The organism is Roseomonas aerilata DSM 19363 (genome assembly GCF_000711725.1).
In the GTDB taxonomy this organism is placed as follows: Bacteria; Pseudomonadota; Alphaproteobacteria; order Acetobacterales; family Acetobacteraceae; genus Roseomonas; species Roseomonas aerilata.
In genome coordinates this window covers 37,791-59,571 of record NZ_JONP01000006.1, presented here as the reverse complement: position 1 = coordinate 59,571, position 21,781 = coordinate 37,791, and the positions used below count along the sequence as shown (strand labels likewise).

Below are 21,781 nucleotides of genomic sequence, written 5' to 3'. Positions count from 1 at the left end.
CGTCAGCGGCCCTCGAGCAGGGGGCGCACGTCAGTCAGGTGGCCGGTGACGGCGGCCGCGGCGACCATCGCGGGCGACATGAGATGCGTGCGCGAGCCCTTGCCTTGCCGCCCCTTGAAGTTGCGGTTGGTGGTGGAGGCGCAGCGCTCCCCAGCAGCCAGCAGGTCGCCGTTCATGCCCACGCACATCGAGCAGCCGGATTCCACCCATTCCAATCCGGCGTCGCGGAAGATGCGGTCCAGTCCCTCCTGCTCCGCCTGCTGCTTCACGAGGGTCGAGCCGGGGGAGACGAGGCCGGGCACGCGGGCACGGCGCCCGGCGAGGACGGCGGCGGCCGCGCGCAGGTCCTCGATGCGGCTGTTCGTGCAGGAGCCGATAAAGACGCGGTCCACGGCGATGTCGGACAGCTTCTGCCCGGCGCGAAGGCCCATATAGTCCAGCCCGTCGCGGATCCCGGCGGCGCGGGCGGGGTCCTGGGTGCGGTCGGGATCGGGCAGGGTGGCGGTGACGGGCAGCGCGTCCTCCGGGCTCACGCCCCAGGTGACGATCGGCGCGATCTCGTCCGCCGACAGCGTCACCTCGCGGTCGAAGGCGGCGTCCGTATCTCCGGGCAGCGCCAACCAGGCCTCGGCCGCCTGGTCGAATTCTGCGCCCTGCGGCGCGAAGGGGCGGCCGCGAAGGAAGGCGAGGGTGGTCTCGTCCGGCGCCACCATGCCGCAGCGGGCCCCGGACTCGATGGCAAGGTTGCAGAGGGTCAGGCGCCCCTCCATCGAAAGGGCGCGAATGGCGGACCCTGCATATTCCACCGCGTGGCGCGCGGCGCCGTCCGCGCCGATGCGGGCGATGATGGAAAGCGCAACGTCCTTCGCGCCAATCCCCGGTCCCAATTCTCCCTCCACCGCGATGCGCATCCGCCCCGGGCGGCGCTGCCAGAGGGTCTGCGTCATCAGCACATGCGCGACCTCGCTCGCGCCGATGCCGAAGGCGAGCGCGCCGAAGGCCCCGTGCGTGGAAGTGTGGCTGTCGCCGCAGACGATTGTGAGGCCGGGCAGGGTCAGGCCCTGCTCGGGACCGACGACATGGACGATCCCCTGGCCGGGGCTGTTCAGGCCGAAGAGGCGGAGCCCGTGCCGCGCGGCGTTATCGGTGACCTGCTCCACCATGCGGCGGATCGTCGGATCGGCGATCGCCCCGGGACCCCTGTTCCGGGGGCCGCGCGTAGGGATGTAGTGGTCCACCACGCCGATGTTCTGCGTCGGGTAGGGCACCCGCGCACCGCGCGCCGCCAGCTGGTTGAAGGCGTGGTGCGAGCCCTCGTGGAAGAAGTGCCGGTCGATGAGCAGCAAGGCCTGCCCGTCCTCGCGCGTCAGGACGACATGGGCGTCCCACACCTTGTCGAACAGCGTGCGCGGCGCTTGGTCCGCCATTGTCCTGGCCTCCCTGTGCTTCTGAACGATAGGCTTGCGATGAGGCTTGATGCAATCCTGCTGTTCTGTAACCTAGACAGGAAGCTGTCCTGCCTACAGGACAGGTGGGCACGAAGGAGCGGACGTTTGAGCGCGGCGGTCGAACCCTTCAAGGCGCGCCGGATCTACCTCGTGCTGCGCGACCGCATCGCGGGCGGCGCGCTGCCGCCTGGCGCGCGCCTGCCGGGGGAGCCCGACCTGGCCGCCGAGCACGGCGTGGCGCGGGTGACCGTGCGCCGCGCGCTGGACCAGCTGGCGCAGGAACAGCTCGTGGAGCGCCGCCCCGGCGTCGGCACCTTCGTCCGCGCCGGCGCGGTGCTGCCGCCGACCATCGTCGATTTCTCGGACGTGTTCCTGCACCTCAAGGAGATGGGCCGGCGCACTGAGGTGCGGCTGCTCTCCTTCGCCTATGCCGTGCCGCCCCCGCCCGTGGCCGAGGCGCTGGAACTGGCGCCGGGCGAGGCCGCGCAGCGGGCCGTGCGCGTGCGGCGCATGGGCGGCGGGCCTTTCTCCCACCTCACCACCCACGTGCCCGCGGGGATCGGGCGGACCTATTCCGAGGCGGAACTGGCGAGCCACCCGCTGCTGACGCTGCTTGAGCGGTCGGGGCTGAGGATCGGCCGGGCGCGCCAGAGCATCGGCGCGGCGCTCGCCGGACCGGAGCTGGCCGAGGCCCTGGAGGTTGAGATCGGCGCGCCGCTGATCGCGCTGACGCGGCTTGTGCAGGACGAGGAGGGGCGGCCGGTGGAGCACCTGCGCGCCCTGTACCGCCCGGACCGTTTCTCCTTCGAGATGCAGCTTCAGCGAACCGGCGCCGAGGGCGAGCGGCGCTGGAGCCCGACGAGCGTGCCGCCCGCGGCGAATGCCGCCGATGCCGCCTCCGCGAAGGCGGCATCGGTAAGCTGCACGAAGACCTCCAGATCAGAGCGCAAGAGGACGAGCCGATGACAGTTTATCCCATCAACCGCCGCGCTCTGCTCGGCACCGCGGCCTCTGGCGCCGCGCTTCTCGCGATGCCGGCCGTGCTGCGGGCCCAGCCCGCTCCCGTGAAAATCGGCCTGCTGCAGCCCCTCACCGGCGCGCTCGCGCAGGACGGGGAGCTCGGCCGGCTGGGCGCCGAGGCGGCGGTCGCGAAAATCAACGCCGATGGCGGCTTGCCGGCGCTGGGCGGGGCGAAGATCGAGCTGGTGGTGGCCGACGCGCGCTCCAATCCCGAAGCCGGGGCGCAGGAGGTGGAGAAGCTGCAAGGGGAGGGGGTGGTCGCGATCGTCGGCGGCTTCGCCAGCCCGATCTGCCTCGCCGCCAGCCAGGCCGCCGCGCGCTACGACCTGCCCTATGTGGTCGATGTCGGGGTGGCCGACGGGATCGTCACGCGCGGGCTGGCCAATACCTTCCGCCTGGCGCCAGGCTTCGGGACGGTAACCTCGGCGGCGGTGGAGAACCTCATACGGCTGAACGACGCCGCGGGCAAACCCTGCAAGACCGTCGTGCTGGTGCATGAGGACGGGCTATTCGGTTCGGGCCTGGCGCGGCTGATGGCAATGGAGCTGCCGAAGCACGGCTTCGAGGTGCTGGAGACGATCCCGCATCCAACTCCCGCGCGCGACATGAACAACATTGCGCTGCGCCTGCGCTCCTTGCGGCCGGACCTGCTGATCCCCTCCTCCTATTACGGAGAGTTCGTGCTGCTCTCCCGCACCATGCGGCAGCAGCGGATCCGGCCGAAGGGGGTTTACGCCGTGCTGAACGGCGCCGCCTCGAACTACCGCTTCGTGAAGGAGTTCCCGGACGCCGCGCTGGGGGTGATGGATTGCAACCACTGGCACGACCCGAAGAACTCCGAGGCCGTGGCGCTGAAGGCGCAGGTGGACGCGGCCGGCAAGTTCTGGGCCTACAACATCCCGCTGAACTACTCCTGCGTGAAGCTGGTGGCCGATGCGGTGAACCGCGCCGGCGCGGCGGACAGGGCGAAGGTGATGGCGGCGCTCGCGGCCTCCGACTATTCCGGGCACATCATGCCCTACGGCCCCACGCGCTTCGTGAACGGCCAGAACCAGGGCGCGCGCCCGGTGAACACTCAGGTTCAGGACGGCGACATCAAGGTGATTTTCCCCGCCGAGGCCGCCGACGCCCGGCCCGTCTTCCCGATCCAGGGCTGACGTGCCGCCCGAACTGATCGCGGAGGCCGTCGCCAACGGCCTTCTCGCCGGCGCGGCCTATGCGCTCGTCGCGCTGGGGCTCACGCTCGTCTATGGCGTGCTGCACATCGTGAACTTCGCGCACGGGGCCCTGCTCTCGGTCGCGATGTTCGCGGCCTGGGGACTGCACGCCGCCTTCGGGCTTGACCCATACACGGCGATCCTGCCTCTGGTGGTGGCCTTCTTCGGCTTCGGCTACGCGCTGCAGCGCTGGGTGATCGGGCCCGCGAGCCACGGCGACGACGGCAACACGCTGCTGGTCACGCTCGGCCTGTCGATCATGATCGAGAACGCGTTGCTCGCGCTGTTCCGCTCGGACACGCGGACGCTCGGAGGCGATGCGGGGTTCGACGTGGTTGAGATCGGGCCCATGCTGCTCTCCCGCCCGCGGCTGATCGGCTTCGGCGTGGCCCTCGTCACGGCGGCCCTACTCTGGGCCCTGCTGGCCCTGACGGATACGGGCCGCGCCATCCGTGCTGTCGCGAAGGAGAAGTTCGGCGCACAGCTCTGCGGCATCGATCCGCGGCACGTCTATGCCGTGACCTTCGGGCTAGGCTGCGCCTGCCTCGCGGTCGCGGCCTGCCTGCTGCTGCCGACCTTTTACGTGAACCCGCGCGTGGGCAACGCCTTCGTGCTGGTGGCCTTCACGATCGTCGTGCTGGGCGGCATGGGCTCCATCCCCGGTGCGCTGGTCGGCGGGCTTTTCGTGGGCGTGGTGGAAAGCCTCGGCGGGCTGCTGCTGGGCGAGAGCCTGGGGCAGCTCGGCATCTTCCTGATCTTCATCCTCGTGCTGCTGCTGCGGCCGACCGGGCTGTTCGGGGCCAGGGCATGAATCCGCGGGAGGTCATTCCCGGGCTGGCGCTGCTGGCGGTGATCGCGCTGCTGCCGCTCGTCGCCTCAAACGTCGTGCTGAACTTCCTGCTCTCCTCTCTCATCGTCGCGCTGGCGGCGCAGGGCTGGAACCTGCTGGGCGGTTATGCCGGCCAGCTCTCCTTCGGGCACGCGGCCTTCTTCGGCACTGGGGCCTACGCCACGGCAGTCCTGCAGATCCGCTACGGCGTGAATGCCTGGGCGGGCCTCGCGGCGGGGATCGCGCTCGGGGCCGCCGTGGGTTGGGTGATCGGCGCGCTCTCCTTCCGGGCGCGGCTGCGCGGTTCGTACTTCGCGCTCGTCACCCTCGCCTTCGCCGAGGTGCTGCGGATCCTCGCGAACGCCGCGGACTTCACGGGCGGCGCGTCGGGGCTGCTGATCCGGCTCTCCCCCGGCGTGGAGAACCTGCAATTCGCCTCGCGCGCCGCCTTCCTCTGGCTGCTTGCCGGCGCCGTCGCGGCGGTGCTGCTGCTGACGGGCTGGATCGCCCACCACCGCTTCGGCGCGCAACTGGTCGCGGTCCGCGAGAACGAGGACGCGGCCCGGGCGCTGGGCGTGGACGTGCTGCGGACGAAGCTTCGCGCCATCGCGCTTTCGGGCGGCGTCACGGCGGCGGCCGGGTGCCTCTACGCGCAGAACTTCCTCTATCTCGACGCCAACATCGCCTACGGCACCTGGATCTCGATTGAGGTGCTGATCGCCTGCGTGCTCGGCGGCACGGGCACGGTGCTGGGGCCGGTGGTTGGAGCGCTGGCCCTGCACGGGGTGGGGGAACTGGCGAAACTCGCACTGGGCCGCGTGGCGGGCCCGGTGCCGGGTGTGGATCTCGTGGTGTTCGGCGCCCTGCTGATCCTCGCAGTCGCCTTCCTTCCGCGCGGCGTGATGGACGGGGTGCAGCGTCTTGTCCGGGGATTGGCACGATGAGCCTGATGCGCGCCGAGAGCCTTTCCCGCCGCTTCGGCGGGCTGCTGGCGGTGGATGGCGCCTCGCTTGAGGTGCCGGAGGGCGGGCTCATCGGGCTTATCGGGCCGAACGGGGCAGGGAAGACGACGCTCTTCGCCCTTCTCTCCGGCTTCCTCACGCCCAGCGCGGGGCGCGTCGACTTCGCGGGAGCGGACGTGACGGCGGAACCGCCGCACCGGCGCGCTGTGCGCGGCATGGCCCGCACCTTCCAGATCGTCCAGCCCTTTGCGGGCCTTACGGTGCGGGAGAACATCGCGGTCGGCGCCTATCTTCGCCACCCCGCGCGACGGGACGCGATCCGCAGCGCCGAGGCGGTGGCGGAGGAGGTAGGCCTTGGGCCGATGCTCGACGCCCAGGCTGCCGCGCTGACGGTCGCGGGACGGAAGCGGCTGGAACTCGCCCGCGCGTTGGCGACCGAGCCGCGCCTGCTCCTGCTGGACGAGGTACTGGCCGGGCTCAATCCCTCGGAGGTGCGGGACATCATTCCCGTGATCCGCACCATCCGGGAGCGCGGCGTAGCGATCCTGATGATCGAGCACGTGATGCAAGCGGTGATGAACCTCTGCGACCACGTCCACGTGCTGGCGGGCGGGCGGATGATCGCGTCGGGGCCGCCGCAGGTGGTGACGGCCGATCCACGGGTGATCGAAGCCTATCTCGGCCACGGTGCGGCGGCGCGTATCGCGGCGGGGTCCGCCCATGCTTGAGGTCAAGGGACTTCGCGCGGGCTATGGCCAGGTGGAGGTGCTTCGCGGTCTCGACATGGCGGTCTCCGCCGGCGAGATCGTGGCGGTGCTCGGCGCCAACGGTGTGGGCAAGACGACGCTCAACAAGGTGCTCTCCGGCGTGCTGCCAGCGCGCGCGGGCGAGATCCACTTCGATGGCCGGCGGCTGGACGGCGCGGGGCCGGACGCCATCGTCGAGGCCGGGTTGATCCACGTGCCGGAGGGGCGGCGCATCTTCCCCAACATGAGCGTGCGCGAGAACCTGGAACTCGGCTCCTACCGCCGCGGCCGCGCGAACAGGCGCATGAACCTGGAGCGCGTGTTCGACACCTTCCCCCGGCTGCGGGAGCGGACACGCCAGATGGCGGGCACCCTCTCGGGCGGGGAGCAGCAGATGCTGGCGATCGGCCGCGGCATGATGGCCGAGCCGCGCCTGCTGATCCTCGACGAGCCCTCCCTCGGCCTCTCGCCCCTGCTGGTGGAGGAGATGTTCTCGCTCATCCTCCGCCTGAACGCCTCGGGCCTGCCGATCCTGCTGGTGGAGCAGAACGTGGTGCAGTCCCTCGGGATCGCCTCGCGCGGCTTCATCCTGGAGAACGGGATCTTCGCGATGAGCGGCCCCGCCGCCGAGTTGCGCGACGATCCCCAATTGCGCCGGGTCTACCTCGGCCTGTGAGGACGCTATGATCCCATCCCTGAAGCGCCGCCTGGCCGAGCCGCGGCCCGTGACCGCACCCGGCGTTTACGACGCGCTGACCGCGAGCCTGGCCGAGGCGGCGGGGTTCGAGGCGGCCTATGTCTCCGGCGCGGCCATCGCCTACACACGGCTCGGGCGGCCGGATATCGGCCTCGTCTCGATGACCGAGGTGGCGGAGGTGGTCTCGCTGATTCGCGACCGCGTGGGCATCCCGCTCGTCGTCGATGCGGATAATGGCCACGGCAACGCGCTTAACGTGCAGCGCACCCTGCGCCTCTTCGAGCGCGCCGGCGCGAACGCGCTGCAACTCGAAGACCAGACGCTGCCGAAGCGCTGCGGCCATCTTCAGGGCAAGTCGCTCGTCACGACGGGTGAGATGGTGGGAAAGATCCACGCCGCCGTGGATGCGCGCGCGAGTGAGGAGACCCTCGTCATCGCCCGCACCGACGCGGTGGCGGTGGAGGGCTTCGAGGCCGCGCTGGAGCGCGCCGCCCGCTACGCCGAGGCGGGCGCAGACGTGCTCTTCGTGGAGGCGCCGCGCGACCGCGCGCAGATGGAGGGCATCGTGGCCGCGCTCGGCGGCACCTGCCCCCTGATGGCGAACATGGTGGAGGGCGGGGATACGCCGATCTCGACCGGGGAGGAACTGGGCCGGATGGGCTTCCGGCTGGTGATCTTCCCCGGCGGCATCGTGCGCGCCGTCGCCCGCACGGCACAGGACTACTACCGTTCGCTGGCCGCGCACGGTTCAAACAAGCCATTCGCCGACCGCATGTTCGACTTTGGCGGCCTGAACGCGCTCATCGGCACGCCGGAGATGCTGGAGCTCGGGCGCCGCTACGAGGAGGGCGCGGAATGACGCCGGATCCCGTCACGCTTGCCATCCTCAAGGGGCGGCTGGAGGGCATCGCGGACGAGATGGACGCCACCCTCTTCCGCTCCGCCTTCAACCCCATCATCGCCGAGGCGAAGGACGCCTGCCACGGGCTGTACCACGCGACCACCGGCGAAACGCTGGTGCAGGGCACCAGCGGGTTGCCGATATTCGTCGGCGCCATGGCCTTCGCGGTGAAGGTGGTGATCGACAAGGTCGCGCGCGACGGTGACCTGCGCCCTGGCGACACCTTTCTGTTCAACGACCCCTATGAGGGCGGCACGCACCTGAATGATTTCCGCCTGGTGCGGCCGGTCTTCCGCAAGGGCGAGCTGTTCTGCTGGATCGCGAGCGTGGGCCACTGGCTCGATGTCGGCGGCAACGTGCCCGGCGGCTACAACCCGAAGGCGACGGAGAGCTTCCAGGAGGGCTTTCGCCTGCCGCCCGTGCGGCTGATGCGGGATGGGGTGCTGAACTCGGATATCGTGGACATTCTGGCTGCGAACTCCCGCGTGCCCGCCTCTAACTGGGGCGACCTGAACGGCCAGATCAACGCGCTCGACCTCGGCGAGCGGCGCCTCAACGCACTCGTCGACGAGCACGGGGAGGAACTGGTGCAGGGCGCCTTCGCCGCCTTCTCCGCGCGGGCGGAGGCGCTGATGCGTGCCTCGATCACGAGCCTTCCCGATGGCACCTACACCTTTGAGGACGTGCTGGACAACGACGGCATAACGGACGAGGTGCTGACCATCGCGCTCGACCTCACCATCGCTGGGGAGGAGATGGTGCTCGACTTCTCCCGCTCCTCCCCGCCCGCGCAAGGGCCGGTGAGCATCAGCCGCGCCACGACCATCGCGGGCTGCTATGTCGCGCTGAAGCATGTGTTCACCGAGGTGCCGGCAAATGCGGGCTGCCTGCGGCCGATCCGCTTCGTGGTGCCCGGTACCACCTTGCTCGGTGCGGGCGCGCCGCATCCGATGGCGGGCTACACGGAAACGGTGCTGCGTCTGATCGGCGTGATCTTCGGCGCGCTGGCGAAGGCCGATCCTGCCCGCGCCACCGCCGCGCCCTTCGGCACGATCAACGCGCTCTCCATCGCCGGGCACCGGCAGGATGGCTCGCGCTTCGTCATGTTCTCCTTCTTCGGCGGCGGCCTTGGCGGCAACCCGGAGAGCGACGGGCTGAACCACGCGAACAATCCCATCTCCACCGCCACCATCCCGCCGGTGGAGATCCTGGAGGCCGCCTATCCCGTGATGTTCACGCAGTGGGCGCTGCGGCCGGACTCCGCCGGCACCGGCATGCATCGCGGCGGGCTGGGCGCGGTCTACGAGGTCGAGGCGCTGGTGCCGGCCTCCGTGTCCCTTCTTGGCGAACGCGGCAAAGTCGCGCCCTTCGGCGTGGGCGGCGGCGGAGAGGCCGCGCGGAACCGCTTCACCTACGACACGCCGGAGGGGCCGCGGAACCCGCCGATGGTCTCGAAGGTTACGGATATCCGCCTGGAGGCCGGGCAGCGGGTGCGGCTGGAAACGCCTGGCGGCGGCGGCTGGGGCGACCCAGCCGCGCGCGATCCGGCCGCGGCCGCGCGCGACGTGCGGCTGGGCTATGTGAGTGCCGCGAAGTGACCGCTTCCGCCAAGGTCGTCGGCGTCGATGTCGGCGGCACCTTCACCGACCTCTTCCTCTACGACGAGGCCGCGCGCAGCTTCCGCACAGCCAAGGTGCCCTCGAACCGCGGCGACGAGGCGGTGGGATTCCTGAACGGCCTGCGCCAGTTCGGCGCGGTGGCCGATCTCGCCTCGGTGGTTCACGGCACGACGGTTGGCACCAACGCGCTACTGGAGCGTAAGGGCGCGAGGGTCGGCCTCATCACCACCGCGGGCTTCCGCGACGTACTGGAGATGCGGCGGCGCGACCGACTGCGGACCTGGGGCCTTTGGGGCGACTTCGTGCCGGTGGTGGACCGCGACTTCCGGCTGGAAGTGCCGGAGCGGACGCTCGCCGACGGCACCGTGCGCCAGCCCGTGGACCTCGACGCCGTGCGCGGCGCGGCGCGGCGCCTGCGGGAGATGGGGGCGGAAGCGCTGGCCATCGTTTTCATCAACGCCTACGCCAATTCGGCGAACGAGCGCGCGGCGCTAGCCGCTGCCGAGGAGGTCTGGGAAGGCGACTGCATCGCCTGCTCCTCCGCCATCCTGCCCGAGATCCGCGAGTTCGAGCGCACCTCCACCGCGGCCCTGAACGCCTATCTCCAGCCCGTCGTCGGCTCCTATCTCGGCAAGCTGGACGCGGCGCTGAAGGGGGATGGCTTCACCGGCCGCTTCCACATCGTGCAGTCGAACGGCGGCGTCATGTCCACGGAATCGGCGCGCAAGCTGCCGGTGCGGACGGCACTCTCCGGCCCGGCGGCGGGGGTGATCGCGGCGGCGGCGATCGCGCGTGCGGCGGGTTACCCCGACGTGGTCACGGGCGACCTCGGCGGCACCTCCTTCGACGTTTCCCTCGTCGTCGGCGGCGAGACGGCGCTGGCGGCGCAGACGACGATCGACTTCGGCCTCGTCATCCGCACGCCGATGATCGAAATCACCACGATCGGCGCCGGCGGCGGCTCCATCGCGCGGGTGGATGCGGGCGGGCTCCTCCAGGTGGGGCCGGAAAGCGCGGGCTCGCGCCCTGGCCCGGTCTGCTACGGCGGCGGCAACACGCGGCCGACGCTGACGGACGCCAATGTCGTCCTCGGCCGCATCAACGCGGAGCGGCCGATAGGCGGCGGGCTCAAGCGGCTGGACGTGGAGGCCGCGAAGGCCGCGATCCTCGAGCATGTGGGCGCCCCCCTCGGCCTCGACGCCATGGCGGCGGCGGAGGCGATCCTGCGGGTCGCAAACGGCCATATGGCGAAGGCGATCCGCCTCGTCTCCATCGAGCGCGGCCACGATCCCTCGCGCTTCGCCGCCGTGCCCTTCGGCGGTGGCGGCGCCCTGCACGCGGGGGCGCTGATCCGAGAGGTCGGGCTGAAGGCCGCGCTGGTGCCGCGCTTCCCCGGCATCAACTCGGCGCTGGGCTGCGTCATAGCCGATATCCGCCACGACCAGGTTCGCACGGTGAACCTCTCGCTCGAGGGCATCGACGCCGCGTCGCTCGACGCACTGATGGTATCCGAGGCGGAAGCGGTGCGGGCGGTGGTCGCGGAGGCGGGGCTGCCGGTCGAGCGCATCGACACGCTCTTCGAGCTGGACATGCACTATGCCGGCCAGACGCATACCGTTTCCGTGCCCCTGGCGCTGGATGTCACGGGCGGCACGGCGGGCGTGAGCGAGGCCGTGATCCGCGCGGCCTTCGAGGCGGCCTATCAGGCGAGCTTCAGCCGCCTGCTGCACGGGGTGCCCGCGCGGATCGTGAATCTCCGCACGGCAGCAGTGGGGCGGCGCCCGCATTTCGACCTCGCCAGCCTGGCGCCCGAGCCCGGCACGACAGTCGAGGGCGCGCGGCGCGGCGCGCGGCCGGTCTGGTTCAGCGGCGCCTGGCACGAGACGGCCATCCTCTCGCGGCTCGACCTGCCGGTGGGTGCCGTGATCCCGGGCCCCGCGATCCTGGAGCAGCCCGACGCCACTACCGTGGTGGACCCCGGCCTGACCGCGCGGGTGGATCACCTGGGCAACGTCATTGTCGAGGCCGCGGCATGAGCCACCCGTCCATTCCCGCCGCGAACACGGCCCTGCTGCTCTTCGACCTGCAGAACGACTTCATCCACCCGGAAGGCGCCTATGCCCGCGGCGGGCAGGGTGATCCCGACATCGCGGCGCTTTCGGCGCGGCTGGCCCCGCTGGCAAACGCGATGCGACGCGCCGGCGGCTGGATCGCCTCCACCCATTTCACCCTCTGGCCGGGGAGGGGAGGGGAGCCGATCATCGCGCCGCACCTGAAGACCCTTCGCCCCTTTCTGCGCCGCGGCGACTTCGCCCCGGGAAGCTGGGGGCAGCAACTGGTGGAGGAGCTGGGTCCGAGCGACATCCCGATCGAGAAGGTCGCCTACTCCGCCTTCTACATGACCCGCCTCGAATGGATGCTCCGCAAATGCGGGATCGAGCGGCTGGTGGTCGGTGGCATCACCACCAACGGCGGCGTCTCCACCACCGTGCGGGACGCGCATGTGCGGGACATTGACGTCACCGTGCTCTCCGACGGCTGCGCCACCTTCGGCCGGGCGGCGCACGAAACGGCCATCGCGGCGCTGCGGCCCGTCGCGCGGGTGGCAACGGTCGCCGAGGTGATGGCGGAGCTTGGCGCGTGACGATCCTTCCGGCACGCGAGGCCTACGAGGTCGCCATCCCCGTGGTGGTGGTCGGCGCCGGCGCCGCGGGCCTCTGCGCGGCCCTGGCGGCACGGGAGGCGGGCGCCGAGGTGCTGGTGCTCGAGCGCGACCCGGTGCCGCGCGGCTCGACCGCCCTCTCGGCCGGGCTGGTGCCGGCCGCCGGCACCCGCTGGCAGCGCGCGGCGGGGATCGAGGACGACCCCGCGCGCTTCGCCGCCGATATCGCGGCGAAGGCGGAGGGCGAGCCCGACCCGGCGGCGGTGAAGACCGTCACCGACGCCGTCGCGCCCGCGCTGGAATGGCTGGCCGACGTGCACGGCCTGGATTTCTCCGTCATCACCGATTTCCGCTATCCCGGCCATTCCGCGAACCGCATGCACGGCCTGCCCAGCCGCTCCGGCGAGGAACTGGTGGACCGGCTGCGCGAGGCGGCGGAGGCGGCCGGAATCGACATCCTCTGCGACGCCCAGGTGACCGCGCTGCACGCCGCGCCCGATGGCCGCATTACCGGCCTGACCCTCCGCCGTCCGGACGGCACGGACGACGCGCTGGGCTGCGGCACGCTGGTGCTGGCCTGCAACGGCTATGGCGGCAACAAGGAGCTTGTCCGCCAGCACGTGCCCGCCCTGGCGGAGGCCACCTATTTCGGCCATCCCGGCAACCAGGGCGAGGCCGTCCTCTGGGGCGAGGCGCTGGGCGCCGCCACGCGGCATCTTTCCGGCCACCAGGGGCACGGATCGGTCGCCCATCCCGCCGGCATCCTCATCACCTGGGCCACGATCACCGAGGGCGGCGTGCAGGTGAACCGCCAGGGCCAGCGCTTCTCCGACGAGAGCCACGGCTACTCCGAGCAGGCCGCGAAGGTGCTGGAGCAACCGGACGGCATCGCCTGGACCGTGTTCGACGCGCGCATCGCCGGCATCGCCCGGCAATTCGAGGATTTCCGCCAGGCCGAGGCGGCGGGCGCGGTGCTGGCCGCCGAGACGGTGCCGGACCTGGCCGCCGCCACTGGCCTGCCGGAAACCGCCCTGGCGGTGACGCTGTCGGCGCTGCGCCGGCTGAAGGAAGCTGGTGCCACGGACGGCTTCGGCCGGAACTTCGCGGGCGTTGCCCAACTGGAGTCGCCTTACCGCGCGGTCCGTGTCACGGGCGCGCTGTTCCACACCCAAGGCGGGCTGGTCGTAGACAGCTCGGCGCGCGTCCTGCGCCGGGATGGTGGGGCCCTGCCCAATCTCTTTGCGGCAGGCGGCGCGGCCTGCGGCGTCTCGGGGTCCAAGGCCTCGGGCTATCTCTCCGGCAACGGCCTGCTGACGGCGGTGGCGCTCGGCCGCATCGCCGGCACGGCGGCGGGCGAGGCGGTACGGTGACGGGCGGCCCCGCAAGCGAGACGACGGTGCCGGGCCAGGCATGGAGGCGATGATGACCACGCGGCGAGGCGTCCTGTTCGGGGCGGCGGCATTCCCCCTCCTGGCCCGCGGATCGCGGGCGCAGCCGCCCTGGAAGCCCAACCGCCCCGTGCGCCTCGTGGTTCCCTTCGCGCCGGGCGGCCTGACCGACATCCTGGCGCGTCAGGCCGCGGAGGCGCTGACGCCGCGCCTGGGCCAGACCGTGGTCGTGGAGAACCGGGGCGGGGCCGGCGGCAACCTGGCGGCCGAGGCGGTGGCGCGGGCCGCGCCGGACGGGCACGCGCTTCTGGTGGGCACGCAGGGCATCCTGGCCATCAACAAGGCCCTCTACGCCCGGCTCGGCTACGATCCGGATACCGATTTCGTGCCGCTCGGGATGCTGGCGCAGCAGCCGAACCTTCTGGTCGCCCGCGCCCGGGGCTTCGGTTCCCTGGCGGAGGCGCTGGCCGCCGCCAAGGAACGCAGCGGCGGCCTCTCCTACGGTTCCAACGGCGCCGGCTCCTTCACCCATCTCTCCATGGAACTGCTGCGGAGCCTGACGGGGGCGGAGATGACGCATGTGCCCTACCGGGGCAGCGCGCCGATGCTGACCGACCTCGTGGCAGGCAACCTCGACATCGCCTTCGACGCGCTCGGCACCTCCCTGCCGCAGGTGCGGGCCGGGGCCCTGCGCGCGCTCGCCGTCTCCTCCGCCGCGCGCAGCCCGTTGCTGCCGGAAGTGCCCTCCGTCGCCGAGACCGTGCCGGGCTTCGACGCCACACCCTGGTACGGCGTCTTCGCCGCCGCCGCGACGCCGCCGGACATCCTCGCGGCACTGGAAGCCGCGCTGCAGGCGGTGCTGACGGAAGCGACCTGGGCGCGGATCCTGTCGGACCGGCAGGCCGACCCGCTTCCGGGCGACCGCGCCGCCTTGACCAGCCGCATCGAGCGCGAACGGGAAGTCTGGCAGGAGGTGGTCCGCCGCACGGGTGTCAGGGCCGACTGAGGGAGTCGACGAGGATGCTTGACGCCGTGGTGGACTGGGCCTGGGACGGGCCGCCTCCAGGCTCGAGGGAGGGACGCGCGGCCCGGCTTCTGCTGATCGACAGTCTCGGCTGCTCCTTAGCGGGGCTCTCCCACGCCCGGCCGCGCGCGCTAGCGGCGGCTCTCGCCCCGCTGCATCCTGGCACGCTGTCCCTGCCGGGCTGCCCACCGCTCGGCCCGGCCGGGGCCGCCGCGGTGCTGGCCGCCGCCCTTCTCTGGGACGAGGCGAACGAGGGACTGGCGCGCGCCCACGGACGGCCCGGCCTGCCGGTCGCACCCCTTGCCCTCGTTGCCCTCGCGACGGGCGCCCGGCTCGGCGAGGCTCTCTCAGCTTATGCCCTCGGCTACGAGGTCGCCGCCCGCGCCGGGGAGGCCTGGCGCATCCGTCCGGGGATGCATGTGGACGGCTCCTGGCATAGCCTCGGCGCCGCCGCCGCCGCAGCCCGGCTCGGCGGCGGTGACAGGGCGGCGGCGGCACGCGCCGTGCGGGTCGCCGCCTGCCAGATCCCCTTCAGCCTCTACGCGCCGATCGCCGCCGGAATGGACGGCCGCAACAGCTACGCCTCGCACGCCGTGCTCCTGGGCGGCCTGGCCGCCGCCTCGGCATTGGCTGGCATGGACGCGCCAGGGGACGGGATGCTGGTGGCCCGCCGCCTCGCCCTCGGCCTGGAGGAGCCGCCCGCGGTGGAACCCACCGGCCGCTGGCTGTTGGAGGAGGCTTATCTCAAGCCCTTCGCCGGGGTGCGGCACGCCCATTATGCCGCCGCTGCCGCCCTGAAGCTGCGCCCAGCCCTCGGCGTCGCGTTGCCGCGGGCAGTCCGGCTGGAAACCTATACGGAGGCGCTGCACTACGCCGGCAACCGCGCGCCGGCCGTGCCGATCGCCGCCCAGTTCAGCCTTTCCTGGGCGGTGGCAGCGACCCTCGTGCAGGGTGACCTTGGCCCCGCCGCCTATGCCGAGGAAGCCCTCGCCGACCCGCGCATGCGGGCGATCGAGGCGATGGTGGAACTGGCGGAAGATCCGGGTCTGGCGGCAGGGCGGCGAGGGGCCCGGCTGGCGCTCCTCCTACAGGACGGCACGCGGGCGGAGGCCGATGTCACCGGCGTGACCGGCGATCCGGATCGGCCAATGGGTGAGGAGGAGGCGCTGGTGAAGTTCCGTCGCTATGCCGGCAGCGTCCTCCCGGAAGCGGCCGTGGAGCACGCCCTGGCGGCCATGCTCGGGCCACCGGAACGCTGCCCTGGCCCCGGCATTTTCGGCGCACCCCTGGGGTGACTTTCTGGGCTTGATGCGCCCAGCGACCGGGCGGGCATGCCGGTCGGGGGGCCGGTCCTGATCGCCCTTGAAGAGGGCTTACAGCGCTTCAGCAGGTCCAGCCGGCGGTTGGATGTCCACCGATTCACCTCCCGGGCGGGGTGGTGGCTTCCCAGTAGGGCGGGCTGGAGAGCACGAGCGCGCGCAGGTCGGCGGGTTCATGCGCCCCTTCCACGCTCCGCTGGCCGAGCACGGCGGCGCGGGCAAAGGTGGCCATGCGGAGGCCAACGAGGCGCATGTTCTCCTCGTGCTGCGTCTGCAGCGGGTGCGGCCCCCGGAAAACAAGGATGTCCCGCAGGCCCCGCGCGCGGCGAAGGACGGAGAACGATCCCTCCAGCCCCTCGACATAGTCCCAGGTGCCCTTAACGATCAACAGCGCCGGCCACCGCTCCACGCCGGCGAGCACGTCCCCGTCGGGGTAGTAGGTCGTGTTCCGCTCCACGCGAAGCGCCGCCTCGACCATGTCGTGCCCCGCGACGCGCCAGCCGAGGCCGCCCGAATTCGGGCCGTAGAGAATGGCCCCGCGGATATTCGTGCGGTCGAGCGGCGGGCGGCAGGCGCCGTCCGGCAGGTCCCTGTCGCAGTCCGCCACGAAGTTCTGCTGCATCGCCCAGGCCGTTGCGTAGGAGCCGCGGGAGTAGCCGCCGAGCACCACCGGGATCTCCGTTGCGCGCTGCCCCGCGAGGAGGCGCCCCCGCGCGGCCTCGCCCGACAGCAGCTCCCCGCCCGGCGAGAGGAGGCGAAGGTCCTTCCCGGTCTCGAGCGCGTCGAGCATGCGGAACATGTCGCGCGCCTGCTCGGCCGTGTTGTAACCGCTCACGCCGCCGGAGATGCCGTTGCCGCGGCGATCGGTGACGAGCACGTCCAGCCCCGCCGCGTTCAGCGCGGCGGCGAAGCCGCGCCAGTGGCGCATGCCCGGCTGCTCCGAGGTGCCGGTTTCAGCCGCTGCGACGAAATCGCCCGCCGCCGTCCGCACGACGCCGGTCGCCGCGGGATCGTCGATGCCCGTGATCTCGCCGCCGCCGCCGTTGTTGAGGATGACCAGCGCGCGGCGCCGCCCGCCCGCGCCATCCTCGATGCCGCTGCCTTCAAGATACCAGCCGCGAAGCCGGATCGGCGCGTCGAGATTCAGGTGGCGCCGCTCGTAGCTGTCGCGCGGCACGGTGAACTCGACGGTCCAGGCGCGCGGCTCGGCGGCCGCGATCGGCTCCCCGAAGCGGGCGAAATAGCCGGGGCGGCGGATGGCGCGGAGGTCCACCTCGCCCTGCGGGTCCACTCGACCCTGCGGATCGACCGTGCCCGTGCGGCGCCGCTCGGCCGCGGTGAAGGTGGCGGCGCCGGTGCGGGCGGGATCGGCGCAGGCCGGATTGGCGCGGCATTCCGCCCAGCGCGCCCTTATCCGCGCGTCCGTGAACTCCTGCACGTAGTAGTCGCCGCTGAAGCCGGACGGGGCGAGCTGCGCCGTCGGCATGAAGGGGATGCAGACCGCCTGCCCGCCCTCCTGCGCCAGGTAGCCCGGCAGGTCGGCATTGCGGTCGAAGTTCACGCGCGCCCTGCATTCCGGAGCGGGGGCGCCGGGATTGACGGCGGGCGCCTGCGCCAGCGCCGTACCCCCGAGGCCGAACAGGACCGCCGCGGCCGGGATGACGAAATGCAGCGCCTTCATGTTAGCCGATCCGGTTGGCGCGCAGGAAGTCGGCGACGGCGCGGACGAATTCGGGCCGTCCCGGTGCCGTGCCGTGTGAAGCGCCCTCGATGGTGACGAGCTGGAGGGCGGGACGCGCCGCCTTCAGCCGCTCGAAGTCGCGCAGATAGGGATCGGCGGTGCCGACCACGCCGAGCATCGGCACCGGCGCCGCGGCAAGCCCCTCCACCGCGATCACCTGCGCCGGATTGGACCGGCGCACGGCGGCCAGCGCGCGGGGATCCTTGCCGGCCAGAGCGCGCTCCGACTGCGCGCGGATCTCGGCCTCGCTCGGCGGCGGCTGGTTGCGGGGCGCGAGGCGGACAATCTGCGAGGTAAGCAGCCCCTGATCCATCTCCGCCGACTCGACATCGACGCGCCGCTGATCCTCGGCCGTCCAGCCAAGGCGGCCGCAGGCCCCACCAAGGGTGAGGGTCGCGAAGCGCTCGGGCCGCAGGGTGACGAGCTGGGCCACGACATGCGAGCCCATGGAGTAGCCCACGATATGCGCCCGCTGCAGGCCGAGATGATCGAGCAGGCGGACGACGTCCATCCCCATTTCCGGCCCGTACTGCGCGGGATCGTGCGGCTTGCCGCTGCGGCCGTGTCCGCGCGCGTCCATGCCGATCACGCGAAAGCCTTCGGCCAGCGTACCGAAGACGCCGGGCTCGACCCACTGCGCCTCGGTGTCCACCGTGTAGCCATGGACCAGCACCACGGGCTCGCCGCGCCCGGCCTCGATGAAGCGGATCGGCACGCCCGCGGAATCGAAGCGCTGCTCCTCGGCCGCACCGGCATCGCCGGCTGCAAGGCATGCACCCGCTGCGGCGAGCAGAAGACGTCGCTGAATGGCCATGACCCTGGCTCTCCTCCCGTTCCCGACCTTCGGCCGTGCGGGAGAAGTTGACTACGGAGGGACCAGAAGCGGAAGCGGGATCGGCGGCGCCGCTTCCTGCCGTTCTCGCTTTACGCCGGCCGGCACGCTCGATGCCTTTCCGCCCACGGGCCAGGGGTCAGCGACCGGCACGAATAGCCGGAAACAGCATTGATCCCACCCTGATCGGGTTGATCCAGGACGATGCTGAGATGATCGGGGAGGAGGGCGCTGGCGGAGAGGGTGGGATTCGAACCCACGGTAGGGTTGCCCCTACTCCGGTTTTCGAGACCGGCCCAATCGGCCACTCTGGCACCTCTCCGGCGCGTGGCGCCCCTATAATGCCCCTGGCCGCCCCTTGCAACGCACCACGAGCGAGACCGATGTTGACGGGCGGGCTACCGGACCGCTATATGCCCGCCTCTCCGGTGAGGCCCCCCTTCCAGGGCGTGGGCCCCGCCGGTAAAAGCACGACTAGGCCAGGATCAGCCCGGCCTCCATCAAACCGGCCGAGACGAGAGCGGACCCTCACCCCCATGACCTACGCAGTGATCCGCACCGGCGGCAAGCAGTACCGCGTGACCCCGAACGCCGTCCTCACCGTGGAGAAGCTCGAGGGTGAGGCCGGCGCCTCCATCACCTTCCACGACGTGCTGGCGGTGGGCGGCGAAGCCGGCCTGACCATCGGCGCGCCGACGGTGCCGGGTGCCACCGTCACCGCCACCGTGCTCGAGCAGAAGCGCGGCGACAAGGTGATCATCTTCAAGAAGCGCCGCCGCCAGAACAGCCGCCGCAAGAACGGCCACCGCCAGAACCTGACGGTTCTGCGCATCGGCGACATCGCGGCCTAACCCCGAAAAGCCAAGGAGACAGACCATGGCGCACAAGAAGGCCGGCGGCTCCTCCCGCAACGGACGCGACTCCGCCGGCAAGCGGCTCGGCGTGAAGCTCTATGGCGGCCAGGCCGTCCGCGCCGGCAACATCATCGTGACCCAGCGCGGCACGAAGATGATGGCTGGCCGCAATGTCCTCGTCGGCCGCACCCACTCCCTTCACGCGCTGGTCGACGGCGTCGTGAAGTTCGAGCGCAAGGCGGACCACCGCGTGGCCGTTTCGGTCGAGCCGCTGGCGGCCGCCGCCGAATAGGCAACGGCCCCTGATAGCGACGGATCACGGGGGCCCCTCGCGGCCCCCGTTTCTGTTTTTGGATCCCCGATTCCCATGAAGTTCCTCGACGAGGCCAAGGTCTATCTGAAGGCCGGTGACGGCGGAAACGGCGTCGTCGCCTTCCGTCGTGAGAAGTACATCGAGTTCGGTGGCCCGGATGGTGGCAATGGCGGCCGCGGCGGCAACGTCCTCGCCCAGGCGGTGGAGGGGCTGAACACCCTCATCGACTACCGCTATTCCCAGCACTTCAAGGCCCGCAAGGGCGGCAACGGTGCCGGCTCGGACCGCACCGGTGCGGCGTCCGACGACGTGATCCTGAAAGTGCCCGTCGGTACCGTCATCCTGGCCGACGACAAGGAGACGGTCCTTGCCGACCTCGTGGAGCCCGGCCAGACTGCCATCCTCTGCCGTGGCGGCGATGGCGGCCACGGCAACGCCCATTACAAGACGAGCACCAACCGCGCCCCCCGCCGCGCCGATCCCGGCTACCCCGGGGAGGAGCGCTGGGTCTGGCTACGGCTGAAGCTGATCGCGGATGCCGGGCTCGTCGGCCTGCCGAATGCCGGCAAGTCCACCTTCCTGGCCGCCAGCTCCGCCGCCCGGCCGAAGATCGCGGACTATCCCTTCACCACGCTGCACCCGCAGCTCGGCGTCGTGCGCCTGAACGCGACCGAGGAATTCGTGCTGGCCGACATCCCCGGCCTGATCGAGGGTGCGCACGAGGGCGCGGGACTCGGTGACCGCTTCCTCGGCCATATCGAGCGCTGCGCGGTGCTGCTGCACCTCATCGACGGCACCCAGGCTGACCCGGTCGAGACCTACCGCACCGTGCGGGCGGAACTTGAAGGCTATGGCGGCGGGCTCGTGGACAAGCCCGAGATCGTGGCGCTGAACAAGATGGACGCCATGACGTCGCAGGCGAAGACCTCGCGCATTAAGGCGCTGGCGCGCGCCATCGGCAAGGAGCCGCTGCTCATCAGCGGCGCGACGGGGGAGGGCGTGCCGCAGGTGCTGCGCGTTCTGGCCGACACGATCAAGGCCGCGCGCGAGAAGTAGGAAGGGCCGGGGAACGCCCCCGGCCCGGCCTGACTACACCTCGCCCCAGACCTCGCGGGCAACGTCGACGCAGAGCCGCAGCTTGGCCCATTGCTGCTCGACGGTCAGAAGGTTGCCCTCCTCCGTCGAGGCGAAGCCGCATTGCGGGGAGAGCGCGAGCTGCTCGATCGGGCAGTGCTTCGCCGCCTCCTCAATCCGGCGCTTCAGTTCGTCCTTTGTCTCCAGCTCGCCGCGCTTGCTGGTGACAAGGCCGAGCACGACCGTCTTGCCCTTCGGCAAGAAGCGCAGTGGCGCAAAGCTGCCGGAGCGCTCGTCGTCATATTCCATGAAGTACGCATCGACGTTGATGCCATTGAACAGCACCTCTGCCACCGGGTCGTAGCCGCCGGCCGCGATGTGCATCGACTGGAAGTTGCCGCGGCAGAGGTGCATAGAAACGAACATGTCCGAGGGCCGGCCCTCGATCGTGCCGTTGATGATGTCCGCGTAGCGATTCAGCAGGTTGTCGGTGTCGTCCCCGCGGGCCTTCAGCATCGCGACCTGATTCGGATCGCAGAGATAGGCGATGTTCACCTCGTCCAGCTGCAGGTAGCGGCAGCCGGCGGCGGCAAAGGCCTTCATCGCGCCGTTATAGGCGCCGGCCAGGTCAGCGAAGAAAGCGTCCATCTCCGGATAGACGGCCGCGTCCACCGCCCGCCGCCCGCCGCGGAAATGCAGCACGGAGGGGGAGGGGATGGTCTGCTTCGCGACCGCGCCATCGGCATGGGCGGCGACATAGGCGAAGTCCTGCACGAAGGGATGCGGCTCGTAGCGGAGCTTCGAGGTGACCTTCAGCCCGTAGGACTTCGTCTGCCCGCCCTGGAACTGGATGCCCTGATCGGCCTCGTACATCTCGACGCCGCCGAGCTTGGCCAGGAAGTCGAAGTGCCAGAAGGCGCGGCGGTACTCGCCGTCCGTCACGGCCTTGAGGCCGACATTCTTCTGCTCGCGGATGGCATCGACGATGCAGCGGTCCTCGACCTCGCGCACGGCCTCATCGTCCTTCTGCCCGGCGAGGCGGGCGGCGCGGGCCTCGCGCAGCACGGGCGGGCGCAGCAGGCTGCCCACATGGTCGGCGCGGAAGGGTGGCTTGCCGTTGGTCATGACGTTCTCC

Annotated in this window: 20 protein-coding genes and 1 tRNA gene; 16 read left to right on the top strand and 5 right to left on the bottom strand. The window is 71.2% G+C overall.

Translation table 11 applies throughout. The annotated features are described in order from the left end of the window. Nucleotides 1–2: 2 nt before the first annotated feature. Nucleotides 3–1,427, bottom strand: a complete 1,425-nt coding sequence (gene leuC / locus BO39_RS08670; protein ID WP_043832089.1) for a 3-isopropylmalate dehydratase large subunit — start codon at nucleotides 1,425–1,427, stop codon at nucleotides 3–5. Between the two features lie 126 nt (nucleotides 1,428–1,553). On the opposite strand from leuC, the gene BO39_RS08665 reads away from it, so the two are divergent. From BO39_RS08665 to BO39_RS08605, 13 genes are read left to right on the top strand one after another with little or no spacing between them, the layout of a single operon-like run. After that, nucleotides 1,554–2,414, top strand: coding sequence for a GntR family transcriptional regulator (locus BO39_RS08665; protein WP_084697969.1), 861 nt, complete (start codon nucleotides 1,554–1,556; stop codon nucleotides 2,412–2,414). Beyond that, entirely contained in the window at nucleotides 2,411–3,625 is a 1,215-nt protein-coding gene (locus tag BO39_RS08660; protein ID WP_043832087.1) for an ABC transporter substrate-binding protein, read from the top strand. Before BO39_RS08665 ends, BO39_RS08660 begins: the two co-directional genes overlap by 4 nt. A 1-nt stretch (nucleotide 3,626) precedes the next feature. After that, nucleotides 3,627–4,496 carry a branched-chain amino acid ABC transporter permease gene (locus BO39_RS08655; protein ID WP_043832085.1) on the top strand — a complete coding sequence of 290 codons (870 nt, stop codon included), beginning with the start codon at nucleotides 3,627–3,629 and terminating at the stop codon, nucleotides 4,494–4,496. Further along, nucleotides 4,493–5,458, top strand: a complete 966-nt coding sequence (locus BO39_RS08650) for a branched-chain amino acid ABC transporter permease (protein WP_043832083.1) — start codon at nucleotides 4,493–4,495, stop codon at nucleotides 5,456–5,458. Before BO39_RS08655 ends, BO39_RS08650 begins: the two co-directional genes overlap by 4 nt. Continuing rightward, complete coding sequence (locus BO39_RS08645; RefSeq protein WP_211257403.1) at nucleotides 5,455–6,204, top strand: ABC transporter ATP-binding protein; 750 nt, start codon at nucleotides 5,455–5,457, stop codon at nucleotides 6,202–6,204. The genes BO39_RS08650 and BO39_RS08645 overlap by 4 nt, the downstream gene beginning before the upstream one ends. Next, the gene (locus BO39_RS08640; protein ID WP_043832081.1) at nucleotides 6,197–6,898 is read left to right on the top strand and encodes an ABC transporter ATP-binding protein; all 702 of its coding nucleotides are present in this window, start codon (nucleotides 6,197–6,199) and stop codon (nucleotides 6,896–6,898) included. The genes BO39_RS08645 and BO39_RS08640 overlap by 8 nt, the downstream gene beginning before the upstream one ends. Nucleotides 6,899–6,905: 7 nt before the next feature. Continuing rightward, nucleotides 6,906–7,778: an isocitrate lyase/PEP mutase family protein gene (locus tag BO39_RS08635; RefSeq protein WP_043832079.1), complete on the top strand. Its 873-nt coding sequence runs from the start codon at nucleotides 6,906–6,908 to the stop codon at nucleotides 7,776–7,778. Then, entirely contained in the window at nucleotides 7,775–9,418 is a 1,644-nt protein-coding gene (locus tag BO39_RS08630; RefSeq protein WP_043832077.1) for a hydantoinase B/oxoprolinase family protein, read from the top strand. The genes BO39_RS08635 and BO39_RS08630 overlap by 4 nt, the downstream gene beginning before the upstream one ends. Next, nucleotides 9,415–11,475 carry a hydantoinase/oxoprolinase family protein gene (locus BO39_RS08625; protein WP_043832074.1) on the top strand — a complete coding sequence of 687 codons (2,061 nt, stop codon included), beginning with the start codon at nucleotides 9,415–9,417 and terminating at the stop codon, nucleotides 11,473–11,475. The genes BO39_RS08630 and BO39_RS08625 overlap by 4 nt, the downstream gene beginning before the upstream one ends. Continuing rightward, nucleotides 11,472–12,083 (top strand): cysteine hydrolase family protein, encoded by a 612-nt coding sequence (locus BO39_RS08620; protein WP_043832072.1) that lies wholly within the window; start codon nucleotides 11,472–11,474, stop codon nucleotides 12,081–12,083. Before BO39_RS08625 ends, BO39_RS08620 begins: the two co-directional genes overlap by 4 nt. After that, complete coding sequence (locus tag BO39_RS08615) at nucleotides 12,080–13,471, top strand: FAD-dependent oxidoreductase (protein WP_043832070.1); 1,392 nt, start codon at nucleotides 12,080–12,082, stop codon at nucleotides 13,469–13,471. The genes BO39_RS08620 and BO39_RS08615 overlap by 4 nt, the downstream gene beginning before the upstream one ends. Before the next feature lie 49 nt (nucleotides 13,472–13,520). Further along, entirely contained in the window at nucleotides 13,521–14,495 is a 975-nt protein-coding gene (locus tag BO39_RS08610) for a Bug family tripartite tricarboxylate transporter substrate binding protein (protein ID WP_052401828.1), read from the top strand. 14 nt (nucleotides 14,496–14,509) lie between these two features. Further along, nucleotides 14,510–15,808, top strand: a complete 1,299-nt coding sequence (locus BO39_RS08605) for an MmgE/PrpD family protein (RefSeq protein WP_052401827.1) — start codon at nucleotides 14,510–14,512, stop codon at nucleotides 15,806–15,808. Between the two features lie 124 nt (nucleotides 15,809–15,932). Here BO39_RS08605 and BO39_RS08600 read toward each other — a convergent pair whose 3' ends face one another. The 3 genes from BO39_RS08600 to BO39_RS08590 all read right to left on the bottom strand — a co-directional run bounded on the left by BO39_RS08600 (nucleotide 15,933) and on the right by BO39_RS08590 (nucleotide 18,727). Next, nucleotides 15,933–17,513, bottom strand: a complete 1,581-nt coding sequence (locus BO39_RS08600) for an alpha/beta fold hydrolase (RefSeq protein ID WP_043832066.1) — start codon at nucleotides 17,511–17,513, stop codon at nucleotides 15,933–15,935. 1 nt (nucleotide 17,514) lies between these two features. Next, a complete protein-coding gene (locus tag BO39_RS29760; protein WP_052401826.1) occupies nucleotides 17,515–18,387 on the bottom strand; it encodes an alpha/beta fold hydrolase in 873 nt (290 codons plus the stop codon). 250 nt (nucleotides 18,388–18,637) lie between these two features. Then, a tRNA-Ser gene (locus BO39_RS08590) sits at nucleotides 18,638–18,727 on the bottom strand. Nucleotides 18,728–18,941: 214 nt separating this feature from the next. Here BO39_RS08590 and rplU point away from each other — a divergent pair. The 3 genes from rplU (at nucleotide 18,942) to obgE (ending at nucleotide 20,628) form a co-directional block, all read left to right on the top strand. After that, the gene (rplU, locus tag BO39_RS08585) at nucleotides 18,942–19,256 is read left to right on the top strand and encodes a 50S ribosomal protein L21 (protein ID WP_043832064.1); all 315 of its coding nucleotides are present in this window, start codon (nucleotides 18,942–18,944) and stop codon (nucleotides 19,254–19,256) included. 25 nt (nucleotides 19,257–19,281) lie between these two features. Further along, the gene (gene rpmA, locus BO39_RS08580) at nucleotides 19,282–19,551 is read left to right on the top strand and encodes a 50S ribosomal protein L27 (RefSeq protein WP_043832062.1); all 270 of its coding nucleotides are present in this window, start codon (nucleotides 19,282–19,284) and stop codon (nucleotides 19,549–19,551) included. A 75-nt stretch (nucleotides 19,552–19,626) separates the two neighbouring features. Beyond that, a complete protein-coding gene (gene obgE, locus BO39_RS08575) occupies nucleotides 19,627–20,628 on the top strand; it encodes a GTPase ObgE (RefSeq protein ID WP_043832060.1) in 1,002 nt (333 codons plus the stop codon). 33 nt (nucleotides 20,629–20,661) lie between these two features. On the opposite strand, the gene BO39_RS08570 is transcribed toward obgE, so the two are convergent. Then, complete coding sequence (locus tag BO39_RS08570; protein WP_043832058.1) at nucleotides 20,662–21,771, bottom strand: 5-methyltetrahydropteroyltriglutamate--homocysteine S-methyltransferase; 1,110 nt, start codon at nucleotides 21,769–21,771, stop codon at nucleotides 20,662–20,664. Nucleotides 21,772–21,781 lie beyond the last annotated feature (10 nt).

Excerpts from the sequence above, each read along its gene's own strand:
- BO39_RS08645 (WP_211257403.1), top strand. The coding sequence starts at position 5,455 with ATGAGCCTGATGCGCGCCGAGAGCCTTTCCCGCCGCTTCGGCGGGCTG.
- rplU (WP_043832064.1), top strand. The coding sequence starts at position 18,942 with ATGACCTACGCAGTGATCCGCACCGGCGGCAAGCAGTACCGCGTGACC.
- BO39_RS08620 (WP_043832072.1), top strand. The coding sequence starts at position 11,472 with ATGAGCCACCCGTCCATTCCCGCCGCGAACACGGCCCTGCTGCTCTTC.
- BO39_RS08640 (WP_043832081.1), top strand. The coding sequence starts at position 6,197 with ATGCTTGAGGTCAAGGGACTTCGCGCGGGCTATGGCCAGGTGGAGGTG.
- BO39_RS08610 (WP_052401828.1), top strand. The coding sequence starts at position 13,521 with ATGATGACCACGCGGCGAGGCGTCCTGTTCGGGGCGGCGGCATTCCCC.
- leuC (WP_043832089.1), bottom strand. The coding sequence starts at position 1,427 with ATGGCGGACCAAGCGCCGCGCACGCTGTTCGACAAGGTGTGGGACGCC.
- BO39_RS08635 (WP_043832079.1), top strand. The coding sequence starts at position 6,906 with ATGATCCCATCCCTGAAGCGCCGCCTGGCCGAGCCGCGGCCCGTGACC.
- BO39_RS08630 (WP_043832077.1), top strand. The coding sequence starts at position 7,775 with ATGACGCCGGATCCCGTCACGCTTGCCATCCTCAAGGGGCGGCTGGAG.
- BO39_RS08660 (WP_043832087.1), top strand. The coding sequence starts at position 2,411 with ATGACAGTTTATCCCATCAACCGCCGCGCTCTGCTCGGCACCGCGGCC.
- BO39_RS08650 (WP_043832083.1), top strand. The coding sequence starts at position 4,493 with ATGAATCCGCGGGAGGTCATTCCCGGGCTGGCGCTGCTGGCGGTGATC.
- obgE (WP_043832060.1), top strand. The coding sequence starts at position 19,627 with ATGAAGTTCCTCGACGAGGCCAAGGTCTATCTGAAGGCCGGTGACGGC.
- BO39_RS08600 (WP_043832066.1), bottom strand. The coding sequence starts at position 17,513 with ATGAAGGCGCTGCATTTCGTCATCCCGGCCGCGGCGGTCCTGTTCGGC.
- BO39_RS08570 (WP_043832058.1), bottom strand. The coding sequence starts at position 21,771 with ATGACCAACGGCAAGCCACCCTTCCGCGCCGACCATGTGGGCAGCCTG.
- BO39_RS08605 (WP_052401827.1), top strand. The coding sequence starts at position 14,510 with ATGCTTGACGCCGTGGTGGACTGGGCCTGGGACGGGCCGCCTCCAGGC.
- BO39_RS29760 (WP_052401826.1), bottom strand. The coding sequence starts at position 18,387 with ATGGCCATTCAGCGACGTCTTCTGCTCGCCGCAGCGGGTGCATGCCTT.
- rpmA (WP_043832062.1), top strand. The coding sequence starts at position 19,282 with ATGGCGCACAAGAAGGCCGGCGGCTCCTCCCGCAACGGACGCGACTCC.